11 protein-coding genes and 1 other RNA gene are annotated in these 13,881 nt (G+C 48.6%); 10 read left to right on the forward strand and 2 right to left on the reverse strand.

Annotated features, from left to right (window positions below):
- The first annotated feature begins 101 nt into the window (after positions 1–101).
- Positions 102–1,940 carry a DNA helicase RecQ gene (recQ, locus tag QCB45_RS06670; RefSeq protein WP_279420091.1) on the forward strand — a complete coding sequence of 613 codons (1,839 nt, stop codon included), beginning with the start codon at positions 102–104 and terminating at the stop codon, positions 1,938–1,940.
- Positions 1,941–1,952: 12 nt separating this feature from the next.
- Here recQ and QCB45_RS06675 read toward each other — a convergent pair whose 3' ends face one another.
- On the reverse strand, positions 1,953–2,765 hold the full coding sequence (locus QCB45_RS06675) for a class I SAM-dependent methyltransferase (protein WP_279420092.1): 813 nt from the start codon (positions 2,763–2,765) through the stop codon (positions 1,953–1,955).
- A 223-nt stretch (positions 2,766–2,988) separates the two neighbouring features.
- Between QCB45_RS06675 and QCB45_RS06680 the strand changes: the two genes are divergently transcribed.
- Positions 2,989–4,260, forward strand: coding sequence for a D-alanyl-D-alanine carboxypeptidase (locus tag QCB45_RS06680; RefSeq protein ID WP_279420093.1), 1,272 nt, complete (start codon positions 2,989–2,991; stop codon positions 4,258–4,260).
- 58 nt (positions 4,261–4,318) lie between these two features.
- Here the strand turns inward: QCB45_RS06680 and QCB45_RS06685 are convergent, their stop codons facing one another.
- Positions 4,319–4,525: a YjfB family protein gene (locus QCB45_RS06685; RefSeq protein ID WP_279420094.1), complete on the reverse strand. Its 207-nt coding sequence runs from the start codon at positions 4,523–4,525 to the stop codon at positions 4,319–4,321.
- A gap of 103 nt (positions 4,526–4,628) precedes the next feature.
- Between QCB45_RS06685 and rnpB the strand changes: the two genes are divergently transcribed.
- The 8 genes from rnpB (at position 4,629) to murF (ending at position 13,858) form a co-directional block, all read left to right on the forward strand.
- An RNA gene (gene rnpB, locus QCB45_RS06690) (RNase P RNA component class A) lies at positions 4,629–5,011 on the forward strand.
- Between the two features lie 626 nt (positions 5,012–5,637).
- Entirely contained in the window at positions 5,638–6,096 is a 459-nt protein-coding gene (mraZ, locus tag QCB45_RS06695) for a division/cell wall cluster transcriptional repressor MraZ (protein ID WP_279420095.1), read from the forward strand.
- A 27-nt stretch (positions 6,097–6,123) separates the two neighbouring features.
- Positions 6,124–7,056: a 16S rRNA (cytosine(1402)-N(4))-methyltransferase RsmH gene (gene rsmH, locus QCB45_RS06700; RefSeq protein ID WP_279420271.1), complete on the forward strand. Its 933-nt coding sequence runs from the start codon at positions 6,124–6,126 to the stop codon at positions 7,054–7,056.
- An 87-nt stretch (positions 7,057–7,143) separates the two neighbouring features.
- The gene (ftsZ, locus tag QCB45_RS06705; RefSeq protein ID WP_279420096.1) at positions 7,144–8,376 is read left to right on the forward strand and encodes a cell division protein FtsZ; all 1,233 of its coding nucleotides are present in this window, start codon (positions 7,144–7,146) and stop codon (positions 8,374–8,376) included.
- A gap of 94 nt (positions 8,377–8,470) precedes the next feature.
- The gene (gene ftsL / locus QCB45_RS06710; RefSeq protein WP_279420097.1) at positions 8,471–8,809 is read left to right on the forward strand and encodes a cell division protein FtsL; all 339 of its coding nucleotides are present in this window, start codon (positions 8,471–8,473) and stop codon (positions 8,807–8,809) included.
- Entirely contained in the window at positions 8,799–10,748 is a 1,950-nt protein-coding gene (locus QCB45_RS06715; protein WP_279420098.1) for a penicillin-binding protein 2, read from the forward strand. Before ftsL ends, QCB45_RS06715 begins: the two co-directional genes overlap by 11 nt.
- Before the next feature lie 24 nt (positions 10,749–10,772).
- Positions 10,773–12,368 carry a UDP-N-acetylmuramoyl-L-alanyl-D-glutamate--2,6-diaminopimelate ligase gene (locus tag QCB45_RS06720; RefSeq protein WP_279420099.1) on the forward strand — a complete coding sequence of 532 codons (1,596 nt, stop codon included), beginning with the start codon at positions 10,773–10,775 and terminating at the stop codon, positions 12,366–12,368.
- A complete protein-coding gene (gene murF, locus QCB45_RS06725; protein ID WP_279420100.1) occupies positions 12,365–13,858 on the forward strand; it encodes a UDP-N-acetylmuramoyl-tripeptide--D-alanyl-D-alanine ligase in 1,494 nt (497 codons plus the stop codon). Before QCB45_RS06720 ends, murF begins: the two co-directional genes overlap by 4 nt.
- The last annotated feature ends 23 nt before the right edge of the window (positions 13,859–13,881 follow it).

A 13,881-nucleotide genomic window follows, 5' to 3' on the forward strand; every position in this document is an offset into this window, starting at 1 on the left:
ACAGGCCTGTTCGGATTGCTGATAAGAAATTCCTTCACTTGTAATTTGGCGTTCAATCGACTATCTTTGCGTCCCGTTTCATCGCCCTTGGCTTTCAGTACATGACCAATCCTTCCACTCAGGAATCCATTAAAGATCAGGCTAATCGAGTCTTACAGACCGTTTACGGTTATGAAAGTTTTCGTCCTCAGCAGGCATCTATCATCGAAGATCTGGTATCCGGCCTGGACTGTTTTGTTCTGATGCCGACGGGTGGAGGAAAATCACTCTGTTATCAGATTCCGGCCTTGATACGTTCAGGCACCGCGATTGTGGTGTCGCCGCTGATCGCGCTGATGCAGGATCAGGTCACCGCCTTGAAGGCTAACGGCGTTAACGCTGCCTACTATAATTCCTCGTTGGATTACGAAGCGGCCGAACAGGTGATGATGCAGTTGCATACTGGGCAGTTGGATTTGTTGTATGTCTCCCCGGAACGTCTTCTGAATGCCCATTTTCTGCAAACTCTGCAAAGCCTGCCGATTGCTTTGTTTGCCATTGACGAGGCGCACTGTATCTCGCAATGGGGCCACGATTTTAGGCCGGAATACAGTCAGATGGGCAGTCTGCGAGAACGTTTTCCGCAGGTGCCGTTCATCGCCTTGACCGCCACTGCAGACCACGCGACCCGACACGATATCCTCCAACGCCTGCATCTGCATCAGCCGCAGGTACACATCAGCAGTTTCGACCGCCCGAACATCCGCTATACGGTATTGGAAAAACGCCAGCCGTTGAAACAGTTACTGGGCTTTCTCGAAGCGCGCGGTCAGAAGAGCCAGAAAGAGAGTGGTATCGTCTACGCATTGAGCCGAAAACGTGTTGAAGAGGTGGCGCTGAAACTGGCAGAAGAAGGCTATAACGCCAAAGCCTATCATGCAGGCTTGCCGGGCGAGGTGCGTCAGCAGGTACACCAACAGTTCCTGCGTGATGAGATCGAAATCGTGGTGGCAACGGTGGCGTTTGGTATGGGAATCGATAAATCAAACGTGCGTTTTGTCGTGCATTACGACCTGCCTAAAAACATCGAAGGTTATTATCAGGAAACCGGTCGTGCAGGACGCGACGGTTTGGATTCCGAAGCCTTGTTGTTGTTCGGCATGCAAGATGTGGCGACTGCTAAACATTTTGTGGAGCAGGTGCCGAACGAAGAGCAGAAGCGAATCGAAAACTTCAAGCTCTCCAGTATGGTGGCCTTTGCCGAATCTCTGACATGCCGTCGTAATGTTCTATTGAATTATTTCGGCGAGCCGAGCCAGAAGCCGTGCGGAAACTGCGACATTTGTCTGAATCCACCAACCCTGTTCGACGGCAAGGTGGTGGCGCAAAAGGCGTTGTCGTGCGTCTATCGTTTGAATCAGGGATTTGGCGTGCGTCATGTCATAGACGTGTTGCGCGGTGCCGATACCGAACGCATCCGTTCCTTGCAGCACGAACAAGTCAGCACCTACGGCATTGGTAAAGAATATAGTGTGGACGAATGGTCGAGTCTTATCCGTCAGTTGATTCATATGGGCTATTTGTTTCAGGACGTGCAGAACTTTTCGGTGCTTCGTCTGACCGAATCGGCCGGGCCGGTGCTTAAAGGTCAGGTTGAATTGCAGTTGGCGTTGCCGAAAAAGACACTTTCAAAAACCAACAGGCCTGCTGGAAAATCCCTGCGAGATAATCTTTCCGATGCCGACCGAGAAGTGTTTGATGAGCTGCGTGCCTTGCGTAAGGAGATTGCCGAAAGTGAAGAGGTGCCTGCTTATGTGGTCTTCGGCGATGCCGCGTTGGTTGAAATGGCTAAACACAAACCGCAAAACGACGGCGAACTGCTGAAAATTAACGGTGTTGGCGAAAGCAAACTGGCGCGTTACGGCTTCGAATTTCTGGCGTTGTTGCGCCGCTACGGGTAATGGCTCGAAAAGTTACAGCTTGCCAGCCGCTTTGAGGGCTTTGATTGAGTAGATGTCGTAGCGGGTATTGGGGCTTTTGATTTCGGCGTTGGGTTGGATGCCTTCGATTGTCGGTGCTTTGGCCGGGCGTTTGACGACGACACGTTTTTTGGCGGTTTTCAATGCCGCGTCCAGCAGTTTTTCGCTGTCCATGTCCGGGCCAAGCAGGTGCTGTAATACTTTCATCTCTTTTTTGGCGGAAGCCGCTTTTTTCTTTTCCGGATACATTGGATCCATGTAGATTACATCCACTTCCGGTTTTTCGTTTAGCAGGTATTCTGCCGCATCGGAATTCACCAGTGATAGACGTTGGACGATTTCGCTGACTTCGGGGTCGATTTCGTTTATTGTTTTTGCGCGTTGTAGGGCGTCTTCCAAAAGGGCGGCGACGATGGGAGAGCGTTCAACCATTTGTACTTTGCAACCGAGTGTTGCGAATACGAAAGCGTCACCGCCCATTCCCGCTGTGGCGTCAAGTACCGATGGCACTTTGTCTCCGCTTATTCCGATGGCGCGGGCTAGGGGTTGGCCTTTGCCGCCACCAAACTGGCGGCGGTGGTTCTTTTTGCCGCTGGTGAAGTCAATGGATACAGGCCCGCTGTGGGAGGAGAATAAACCGAGTTTGGCGGCATCATCCTCGGATTGGTTCTTTTCCCGATACCAACTCAATACCATCTGTTCGCCCAGTTCTTTGGATGCAGGCAAAGAATCGACCAACGGCAGTGTCAGCCGGTCACTTAATTGTTTCGCCTTGTGAGATTCGATTTCGGAGCAGACTTTAAGCATAGGGTTGGTTACGGCATTTGTTTCAAATGAAAAGGTTGTATTTGTAAGTGCTTCTTTAATATGGGCTTAATATAGCCGATTTGACCGTGTAGGTTGCAACATTTGACGATTTGGAAAGCGCTTGTTTGCATTGAAGGTGATGAGATTGACCGCCAAAATATTCCGTCTTCAAGTAACATAGTGTCCTTATGATTTTCTTATTTTTGCGTGAATTTAAAAAGATATGATGGTATTTCTAAAGTCTCTCCGAGCTTCTTTGTTTCGTCACTTGGTGCTGACACTACTATTAAGTGGTGTGTTCAGCATTTCCGTTAGAGCGGAATCGCAAACGGTTGGTTTGGAGCGACTTCCGGAATTGGCGAAAATGGATTCGGCAGGCCTGTTGCTGATGGATTCAGCAAACCAACCTTGGAAGTACAAGGATCGGAAGCGGCTTTTCGTACCCGCTTCGACCACCAAGCTGGTGACGGCGTTTCTGGCGCTTTCTCATTGGGGGGAGCATCATCGTTTCAAAACCGATTTTTATCTTGAACGCCAAGCCGGTAAAACGATCTTATGGGTCAAAGGCTATGGCGATCCATTTCTGATTTCCGAAGAACTTCAACAGGTGGCGGTACAGTTACAACGTCGTTTGGTTACGGAAGACATTGGAAAAATCGATGTGATTGGGTTGGATACGGGCTACTTCGTCGATCACTTGGTTTTGCCGGGAACGGAGTCGAGTGACAACCCTTATGATGCGATTCCGTCTGCTATCGCCGCAAATTTCAATACGCTGTTTCTGAAAAAAGTGGATGGAAAGGTGGTTTCTGCCGAAGAGCAAACGCCTTTGACTGAAACCGCGAGACGCTTGGGTGCGTCGATGTCGCTCGAGGAGTTACGTTTCAATACGGGAAGCGATCCTCAGGTGGGACAAACGTATTTCGCGGAGCTGTTGGCGGCGTTTTTGCGCCAGCAGGGGGTGAAGGTTGGCAAGCAGGTCATTCACGGCACGGTCAAGGAAGAGTCCCCGTTGTTTTACAGTCATTTAAACAGCCGGGAACTGGCGGATATGATTCGGCCGATGATGAAGTATTCGACAAATTTCATCGCCAACCAGTTGGCTTTAAAGTTGGCGGCCGAAATGTATGGAGCACCGGCGGACGAGAGTAAGGTAGCGAAAATGTTCGCAGCGCAGTTGCAACACTATTTTGACTGGCAGGGGGCGGTGATTGAAGACGGCGCTGGTTTGTCGCGCAATAATCGTTTAAGTCCGGAGCAGTTGATTGAGGTTTTGGAAAAGTTTCGTGCGTGGAAGCATTTGTTGCCCGAAGTGGAAGAACATGTGTATGCGAAGTCGGGGTCTTTGATCGGCGTCAGTGCTTTGGCGGGTTATATCGAACACCGAAAGAGTTGGTTACCGTTTGTGGTGATGATCAACCAGCAGGTTCCCTATTATCATTATCGTAATGATGTGGCAGGTGTGTTGAGTCGGGAAATTTGGGCTCAGAAATGAGTCAATTCTAATCTGGACAGGCCTGTTGAGTTTCTGTCCAGATGAACTTTGTTGCTTTTTAGGCTGTAGTATTGATGTTGTTGCCCAGATTGCTTGGCAGTCCGGCATTGGCCGGTGGAGTTGGCAAACTTGCGATCAGGGTTAGTGCGTTGGCCGCTTGGGTGTCAATGGCTTTTTTTAGCATCGAAACCTGAACCTGTTCCTGGGTATTGGCCTGCTGTTGATAGTAGGCTGATGTAACAGCAGAATTGGCAGAAATTTCCATGAAATTTAACCTTTTAGTTTAATTTAATTAGTTATCGGCCATTGTATAACAAACTTTAATTTAATGGACTTTAACGTCGATTTCGGGTACTGTACGCCACGCAAAAGTGGGTCGGACAATCGCGGAAGCTTCTGGCTTCGGAGGAAAGTCCGGGCACCATAGAGCGGGATGCCAGCTAACGGCTGGGCGGCGTGAGCCGACGGACAGTGCAGCAGAAAATACACCGCCGATGACGCGCTTGCGCGAACAGGTAAGGTTGAAATGGTGCGGTAAGAGCGCACCGCGCTTCTGGTAACAGAAGTGGCAGTGAAAACCCCATCCGGTGCAAGACCAAATAGGGAAACAACGCCACTGGCTTGCCAGTGACACCGTGTTGCTCGCACGGGTTTCCGGGTAGGTCGCTTGAGGAAGGCAGTGATGTTTCTCCCAGATGAATGGTTGTCGCTCTTTTGAGTACAGAACCCGGCTTATAGACTCGCTTTTGCCCTTTTTCCTTTTGTTTCAATGGGTTGCCATTTCTTGGTGGCCGTTGATTTCTTTCGAATCCTTAATCGGATCACTCCTTTCTATTTTGTGAATTTAAGTTTCATTTTTGAAATAAAACGATTCATTTTTCACTGACTAAAACCTGTTTCTCAACTTCGCTGTTAGAACCGAATGTAGAGATCTTTTGTTTGAAAATTCCTTTCTTTTTTACAAAAAAAAACCATTTTTTTATATTTTTTTTAAATTTTTAGGGAAAAAACTCCCCTGGTGTCTAAAAATCGTTGTTTGATGTGATCTGGATGCTATATGTTGTGTCTTATTTTTTTCTGTAATCAATATATGGTGATCGTTGGTAGGGTGACATGGCGGATTAATAAAGTCTTTTTTTATACAAACTGTTGGGAATATTACTTAATGCATAGCTTTTCTTTGTAGTCCTAACTGATTGAATTATAAGTTTTATTAGAGCTTTCTAATATGTGTGAATTCTTATGTGGGTGTGCGCGTAAGTTGTTGTCCTGTAATGGAAATTTATCTTTCTTTACTTTTTACAGGGTTGACAGTGGAGAGTAAGAGCAATATAGTGGCGCTAAGTGGGGAAAGGTGGCGAAAAGTGGAATTTTGAAATGTTGTTTTTTCGTGGAATCAATTCAATCAATATCGATGCGAAGGGACGTCTTGCCGTTCCTAAACGCTATCGTGAGTCGATTTCCGAAGCCAGTGATAACCAATTGGTCGCCACGATTGACCTTCACAGCCCTTGCTTGTTGATTTATACCCTGGACGAATGGGAAGTCATCGAGCGTAAATTGATGTCGTTACCGAACGTCGATCCTCAGGCTCGTTTATACCAGCGCTTGCTGTTGGGGCACGCTTCGGAGATGGAAATGGACTCCCAGGGAAGAGTGTTGTTGCCGAGCCTGCTGCGTGAGCACGCTAAATTGGAAAAGTCGGCGATCTTGTTGGGGCAGGGGAATAAATTTGAGCTTTGGTCGCAAGAGGCATGGGATGCCAGTCGACCAGACATGCTGGATACAGCGCTTTCCGGAGAAGTTTCCGAATCGCTTGCGAGTTTGAGTCTGTAAATGCCGGAAGGCGAAGAGAAAGCAATGATGCAAGACAGCCAGCAGGTACATTATTCGGTTCTTTTAAATGAATCGATCGATGGCCTGAATATTCAAGCGGATGGCATCTATATAGATGGCACATTCGGTCGAGGCGGACACAGCCGAGTCATATTGGACAGGTTGGGTCCGGAGGGTCGTCTGATAGGAATTGATCAGGACCCGGAAGCGGTCGAATATGCCAGGACGCATTTCGACGACCCGCGGTTCGAAATACAGCACGGCAGTTTCGACAGGGTGGCCGAATACTGCGAAGCCCGAGGTCTGACCGGAAAGATAAACGGTTTGTTATTGGATCTGGGGGTTTCATCACCGCAATTAGACGAAGCTGAACGAGGGTTCAGCTTTATGCGTTCTGGGCCACTGGATATGAGAATGAACCCTGAGGAAGGGTTGAGTGCGAAAGAGTGGCTTAAGCAGGTAGACGAGAAAACTCTGGTTAAAGTGCTCAAACAATATGGTGAAGAGCGATTTGCAGGACGAATCGCGCGAGTGATTAAAGAAGCCAGTGCCAAGGATGAGTTGCAGACCACATTGGATCTGGCGGAGTTGGTAAGAAAAGCCTCTCCGAAAACCGAAAAGAATAAACATCCGGCAACGCGTACCTTTCAGGCGATACGCATTGCCGTGAACCAAGAGTTGGATGTGTTGAAGAATGTGCTGGAAGCGGCGGTGGCCATTCTGGCACCGGGCGGTCGGTTGGCCGTCATCAGCTTCCACTCATTGGAAGACAGAATCGTAAAACAGTTTATACGGGATCAGTCAACGATGAAGGATCTCTTTCCAGATTCACCGATACAACTGGAAGTAATCGAACCGGTCTTAAAAAAGATTGGTAAACCGATTTTTCCATCCGAGGAGGAGTGTCGCGTGAATAGTCGATCACGCAGTGCCGTATTACGCATTGCAGAACGTTTGTAGTACATGTTGGAGTTTTCGCTGAGGATGATTCTTCAGTGTCGATTACAACATTTTTAATTGTCATGCTGATTAAGGGGAATCGTCGTCATGAAATTTGTTGGAAAAGAAACTACGCCAGTCCGGACACCTGGCATGCCTGTTATCAAGGTCATCGGCTTAGGCGGTGGCGGTGGTAACGCCGTTGATTATATGGTGCGCTCAAACGTCGAAGGCGTTGAGTTTATGTGCGCTAACACCGATGCGCAAGCTTTGGCTAATTCACAGGTTTCGACCTGTATTCAGCTGGGCGATGGCGGATTGGGAGCCGGAGCGGATCCGGAGCGCGGTGCACAAGCCGCTAAAGAAGACATCGATCAGGTGAAAGAACAGTTGAAGGATGCGGACATGGTATTCATCACAGCCGGTATGGGTGGTGGAACAGGTACCGGTTCTGCACCTGTTGTCGCGCAAGCTGCGCGTGAAATGGGCATCTTGACGGTCGGTGTTGTCAGTCGACCATTCAGTTTTGAGCGCCGTAACAAGATTGCCGATTCCGGTATTGAGGCGCTTTCTCAACATGTTGATTCATTGATTACGGTTCCTAACGACAAGTTGTTGAAGGTTCTAGGCCGTGATTTCGTATTGGCAAAAGCATTTGATTACGCTAACGAAGTTCTGCACGGAGCGGTTCAGGGTATTTCTGAGCTGGTCACGCGTCCAGGTATGATCAACGTGGATTTTGAAGATTTACGTACTGTCATGACCGAGCGTGGCATGGCGATGATGGGGGTTGGTCATGCGACTGGTGAAGATCGTGCGATCAAAGCAGCGGAAAAAGCGATTGCCAACCCATTGCTAGAAGATATTTCAGTATCTGGAGCACGTGGTCTGTTGGTTAATATCACCAGTGGATTGGATTTCACATTGGGTGAATTCAACGAGGTAGGTGACGTAATCGATCAGGTTGCCGCTCCGGAAGCGAAGGTGATTATCGGTACTTCTATCGATGAAACCATGCAGGATGAAATCCGCGTTACTGTAGTAGCGACTGGTTTGGAAGAAGCCGGTGCGGCTGCTCAGAAGCCGGAAATGGTTAAGCCAAATCTGACTGCGGTACAAGCGAACAAGGAAAGTGTTTCGGAACAGCCTGCTCCCGCTGCGAAAGTGGAAGAGCCACAAAAGGCTGTTCAGCAAGAAGTTAAACTGGAATCGGTTAAGACTCCTGCTAAAGAAGCTGAAGTGGAACGCCCTAAGATGGTTGCGAATGGTGGACTTGCCGGAAGTCTTCCGAATTCAAACTATCTAGACATTCCAGCTTTCTTACGTCGTCAAGCGGACTAATAGCTCAGCCGACCAGGCCGATGCCGTTTGCCATAACGAAATGGTGAATGGGCAGGCCTGGTAATGCGAGCTTGAATGCTGGTTTGTAACAGACATGTTAAGAAGATTCCCCAAACCCACCCACTTAAAGGTTTTTAAGTGGCGTGGGTTTTTTCTTTTCGGTCTAGTCATTTCCGTATTGATTACGCTGGTTGCGATCATTTTGGTACAACATCAGATCCGCCATACAGAGACTCAATACTACATGGCTTTACAGAAAAACATTCAGGCCAAGGAAGAGTGGGGGCGTTTAATGCTTGAAAAAATGCATTTAAGCGCTCCGGCTCGCATTGAACAGATTGCTCAGACCAAATTGAACATGGTTTTGGAAAAATCGACAGAAAGTCATAACCTACAAACTATCTACTTGCAAGAACAGACAGATGGCCATTAAATTTCGCCGGGATAAGGTGGTATTCGCCCTGATTGTCATGGGCTTTTTAGCCGTGCTATCACGAGCGTTTTATGTACAAGTTGTACAGTCTGACTTTCTTCAGGAGGAGGGAAATAAGCGTCAAGTTCGTACGATTGAAATCCCCGCGCCGAGAGGTGTGATTTATGATCGTCACGGTGACGTGTTGGCTTTGAGTACACCTATGGCTTCGGTCTGGGTCGACGCTAAAGTGATGTACGGTTATCAAACCGAATACAGAAAGTTTCTGAATCTGCTTGGGATGACCGAGCAGGAGCTGAATAGCGCGGCGCGGAAACAGAAGCATAAGCGTTTAAGCTTTATTCGACAGGAAAACAATCCTAAGGTCGTTGAGGCAATCGAAAAGCTTGAATTGCCTGGGATTTATCTAAAAAAAGTAAAGATGACCCTGACGCCACACATGGCCGATGGTCGAGATGGCAGTCCGATAGCAATCAGCAGTGATTTACCTTCGATCTGGGTGGACAGTCAGCAGATGTCGGGTTATCAGAATGTGTTTGAAAAGCTAGCGAAGCGGTTGGATATGTCCGCAACGGAAATTCGTGAAAAGGTAAAGAAATTTTCGAATAGACGGTTTGTTTATCTGGAGCGTTCCGTAGAGCCGAAGCTAGCTGATAAAATCGATGATTTGAATCTGTTTGGCGTTTACATTGAAGACGAATACAAACGCTATTATCCGTCTGGAGAGATCAGTGGGCATCTGGTTGGTTTTACCAATATAGACGACCACGGCCAGGAAGGTTTGGAACTGGCCTATGAGGACTGGCTGAAAGGTAAGTCGGGTCGAAAACAGGTCATTAAAGACCGTGCCGGACGGGTGATCGATTTTGTTAAAGACGTGGTTCCGGCGAAGCCTGGTTCGGATATGACATTGAGCATCGACAAGAATATTCAGTTCTTTGCTTACCGTGCATTGAAAAGCGTAATGATAGAACACCAGGCAAAGTCGGCCAGTTCTGTGATCCTGGATGCCAAGACCGGTGAGGTTCTGGCTATGGTGAGTTTGCCGGGCTATAACCCCAACGACCGTTCTCAGTTAAGTGGAGATGCGATTCGAAACCGTGTGGTCACGGATTTGATTGAACCCGGTTCAACGGTTAAGCCTTTTGTCATTGCCAAGGCGCTGGACTTAGGTGTGGTGGGGTTGGATGAAGAGATCAATACAAGTCCAGGGGCAATCCGTGTACAAGGTTACCGTATTACTGATACTCATAACCATGGGAAGCTAAAGCCGGAAGGAATCATTCAGAAGTCGAGTAACGTTGGTGCCTCTAAAATTGCAATGCGAATGACACCGGAACAGGAATGGCAGTTGTGGAGTGATATCGGATTTACGCGTGACAGTGGATTGTATCTGCCCGGTGAAGCGACCGGGTATTTAAAGCCTGTAGCACAATGGCAGACTATCGATCAGGTTTCGGCTTCATACGGTTACGGTTTTAATATAAACCTCTTGAACTTGGCGCATGCGTACCTGATGTTGGCCAATCATGGTGAAATTATGCCGTTGAGTTTGTTTAGGTTGGACAAGCCACCCCAGAAATCACGGGTGGTCGGAGCCAAAGCGGCAGACGACACTCTGTTGATGATGGAGAAGGTAGTGGCCAGAGGTGGTACTGCTCCTAAAGCTCAGATAGCGGGTTACCGAGTTGCCGGGAAGACCGGTACGGTCCACAAAACCAAACAAGGCGGTTACGAGCAGAACGAATATTATTCGTTGTTTGCAGGAATTGTACCGGTTTCCGATCCCGATATGGTGATGGTGGTGGTCGTAGACGAACCGAGTCGAGGTGTCTATTACGGCGGTGCGGTGGCGGCGCCGGCTTTTAAGGAAGTAATGCAGCAAGCGTTGCGTTTGAGAAACGTACCGCACGATGAGATGTTGGAATCGCCTAATTAAACAATAGGGTGGGTGAGGCTCGCTATGAAAACCTTGCAGCAGATTTATGAATTCTTCGGCATACATGAGAGCTGTGGAGAAAGCGGCGTGTCGCTTTTGTCTTCATTGCCGGAAGGGTTAGCCGAATCGATTAGGGTGAAAAACCTGTCTTTGGATTCCAGAAATCTGGAAAGCGAGGATGGCTTTATCGGAATTCAAGGGTATAGCCAGCATGGATTGGTCTATCTGCAGCAGGCTGTTGATGCCGGGGTGAGCTGTGTGCTGTCCGACAGGCCATTGACGGAAACCGAGCAGGCCTGGTTTCTGAAGCAGAATTCAACCTGTGTGGTGATCGTAGTTGACGATTTAAACACACGATTGGGTAAATTCGCGGATTGGTTTTATGACCGTCCAAGCCTTAAAATTAAGGTTGTCGGTATCACCGGCACCAACGGTAAAACTTCCACCGCGCATTATGTATCACAGCTTTTACTGGCTTTAGGGCAGAAACCGGCCCTGATCGGAACGCTTGGTAACGGCGTACTCAAGAAGCATACAGATAAGTTGTCTCCAGGATTGAATACCACACCTGATGTCGTGAGCGTACATCGCTTGTTGAATGAGTTTAACGAGCAAGGTGCTAATTGGGTGGTGATGGAGGTTTCTTCCCACGCGCTTGAGTTGGGTCGGATTGATCAGTTGCAATTTGAGTGTGTTGCACTGACACAGGTCACGCGCGACCATTTGGATTTTCACCAGACCGAACAAGCCTACAGAGCTGCGAAGTCTAAGCTGTTCCTGGAGTATGAAAGTCGTGTTCAGGTCATCAATGGGCAGGACGCGCTGGGACAAGAGTTGATGCCTCAACTTCCTCATGCCTTGATCTATCATGTTGATACCCAGGATGTAGACGAAAACGGCCATCCTCACTTGTACTGTTCAGAACGGGTTTTGAATGCACAGGGCATGAATCTGGATTTGAATTTTGCCATGGCGCATTGCAAGACAAGTTTACCGTTGATGGGTGCATTCAATATCGAGAATGCGCTTTGTGCCGTCGGTATTATGATGGCTTGCTGTTTTGATTGGGCCGCCTGTTGTCAAGCGCTACCGAAACTGTCTGCCGTTAATGGCCGAATGCAGGTTATTTCGGGTCAACCGACTGCAATCGTGGATTTTGCTCATACGCCCGATGCATTGGAAAAAGTATTGAGTGCGGTGCGTGAACATTTACATTCTATGCCAGATGAGGCAGCTCCCGTCGGGCGTCTTTGGATTGTGTTCGGATGTGGCGGTGACCGGGACAGTGGAAAGCGACCTATGATGGCAAAAGCGGCTGAACGTCTAGCGGATGAAGTGGTATTGACCAGTGACAATCCACGTTACGAGTCACCGCAGCAGATTATCGAAGATACTTTGGTCGGATTTGAACGTCCGTCAGAGGTTAAGGTGATTGAAGATCGAGCTGAGGCGATTCATTGGGCATTGCAATCTGCGGATGCGGGCGATGTGGTCGTGATTGCCGGTAAGGGACATGAAGCCTATCAGGATATTAAAGGAAAACGATGGCCATTTAGCGACCAGCTAACAGTGTCGGAATGGTTTGAGCAGGCAGGTAACCGAAATGGTGGCCGTAAGTGAAACAGACTACGGATCCTCAGGTTATGGTTAACCGCCTGCAGCAGCAAATCAATATGAAACAGGAACCAATGCAAGATCAAATGTTTTATTGGACGCTCGCCGAATTGGCTGAGAGTGTTGACGGTGAATGGATCGGGCCCTTGGCGTCCGAGGAAGATATCCGTTTTAACAGTATTAGTACCGATACCCGTACGATTGAACCCGGAGCGCTTTACATCGCTTTAAAGGGTGAGAATTTTGACGGTCATGATTTCGTTGCGGAGGCTGTGAAGCAGGGCGCGGCTGCGGTATTGGTATCGCGTTCGGTAGAAACATCGGTTCCCGGCGTGCTTGTTGAAGACACGCGAATTGCCTTGGGTCGGTTTGCCCGATGGCACCGTAGAAATATGCCGGTCAAGAAACTGGTGGCGATCACGGGCAGTAACGGTAAAACAACGACCAAGGCGATGTTACTGAATCTGTTTTCCGGCGTTGGTAATACCATGGCGACCGAAGGCAACCTGAATAATGATTACGGGGTGCCGAGAACACTACTTAAACTACGTCCCGAACACGAGTACGCCATTATTGAAATGGGCGCGAACCATCCAAAGGAGATTGAATACCTAACGTTGATGGCGGAGCCGGATATTGCGCTGTTGAATAATGCTTCCGGAGCACATCTTGAAGGTTTTGGAAGTCTGCAAGGCGTCATAGAGACAAAAGGTGAGATTTTTCTGGGGTTGAATCGACTAAATTCACCTGGAACCGCCATAATCAATACCGATTCACCAGGTTTCGAGTATTGGCAGGAAGAATTGGAGCGCCTTGGGATTGAACAGGTTTTGAAATTCGGGGAAGCGCCTGAAGCGGATGTGCGGTTACAAGGGTTTTCCAGTTATCAGGATCAGGTTGAATTTGAACTTTCCGTAAAAGGGGAGTTGCACAAGGTTGGCATGCCGATAATGGGCAAACACAATGCGCTGAATGCAGCGGCTTGTGTGGCGGTTTGTCTGGCGGCCGGCCTGTCCTGGTCTGAAATTCAGCCAGGCCTGTCCGGTTTTACCGGTGTGGCAGGGCGTTTGCAAAAAACAAAAATTGGCCAAGGATGGCTGATTGATGACAGTTATAATGCCAACCCCGAATCGGTTAAGGCGGCGATTGATACGCTGAGTGCCTTACCGGGGGCATCGGCATTATGTCTGGGAGCCATGGCCGAATTGGGTGAATCCACTCAACAGGCACATGAAGCGGTTGCGGAATATGCCCGACAGAAAGGCCTTGAAAGGCTTTATGTGTTGGGCGATGCGGCCGCAACCATGCCGGAAGTTTTCGGCGAAGGGGCTCGTTGGTTCGAAAGCCATCAGACAATGGTGGATACGCTTCTGGCCGAGATGGCCGAAGGTAATGTCTGCAATGTCTTGGTAAAAGGATCGCGAAGCGCCCGAATGGAAAAAGTCGTCCAAGGTGTTGAGCAAGTGCTGAATGTCGATGACGGGAATAATGTTTAAAACGGAATGAAAACATCGAAGGA

Origin of the sequence: Thiomicrorhabdus sp. ZW0627, from assembly GCF_029767005.1 — a bacterium.
Taxonomy (GTDB): domain Bacteria; phylum Pseudomonadota; class Gammaproteobacteria; order Thiomicrospirales; family Thiomicrospiraceae; genus Thiomicrorhabdus.

What these genes read in the sequence shown, in the direction of transcription:
- rsmH (WP_279420271.1), top strand. Translation starts at nt 6,124, where the DNA reads ATGCAAGACAGCCAGCAGGTACATTATTCGGTTCTTTTAAATGAATCG.
- QCB45_RS06685 (WP_279420094.1), bottom strand. Translation starts at nt 4,525, where the DNA reads ATGGAAATTTCTGCCAATTCTGCTGTTACATCAGCCTACTATCAACAG.
- QCB45_RS06680 (WP_279420093.1), top strand. Translation starts at nt 2,989, where the DNA reads ATGATGGTATTTCTAAAGTCTCTCCGAGCTTCTTTGTTTCGTCACTTG.
- ftsZ (WP_279420096.1), top strand. Translation starts at nt 7,144, where the DNA reads ATGAAATTTGTTGGAAAAGAAACTACGCCAGTCCGGACACCTGGCATG.
- recQ (WP_279420091.1), top strand. Translation starts at nt 102, where the DNA reads ATGACCAATCCTTCCACTCAGGAATCCATTAAAGATCAGGCTAATCGA.
- mraZ (WP_279420095.1), top strand. Translation starts at nt 5,638, where the DNA reads ATGTTGTTTTTTCGTGGAATCAATTCAATCAATATCGATGCGAAGGGA.
- QCB45_RS06715 (WP_279420098.1), top strand. Translation starts at nt 8,799, where the DNA reads ATGGCCATTAAATTTCGCCGGGATAAGGTGGTATTCGCCCTGATTGTC.
- QCB45_RS06675 (WP_279420092.1), bottom strand. Translation starts at nt 2,765, where the DNA reads ATGCTTAAAGTCTGCTCCGAAATCGAATCTCACAAGGCGAAACAATTA.
- QCB45_RS06720 (WP_279420099.1), top strand. Translation starts at nt 10,773, where the DNA reads ATGAAAACCTTGCAGCAGATTTATGAATTCTTCGGCATACATGAGAGC.
- ftsL (WP_279420097.1), top strand. Translation starts at nt 8,471, where the DNA reads ATGTTAAGAAGATTCCCCAAACCCACCCACTTAAAGGTTTTTAAGTGG.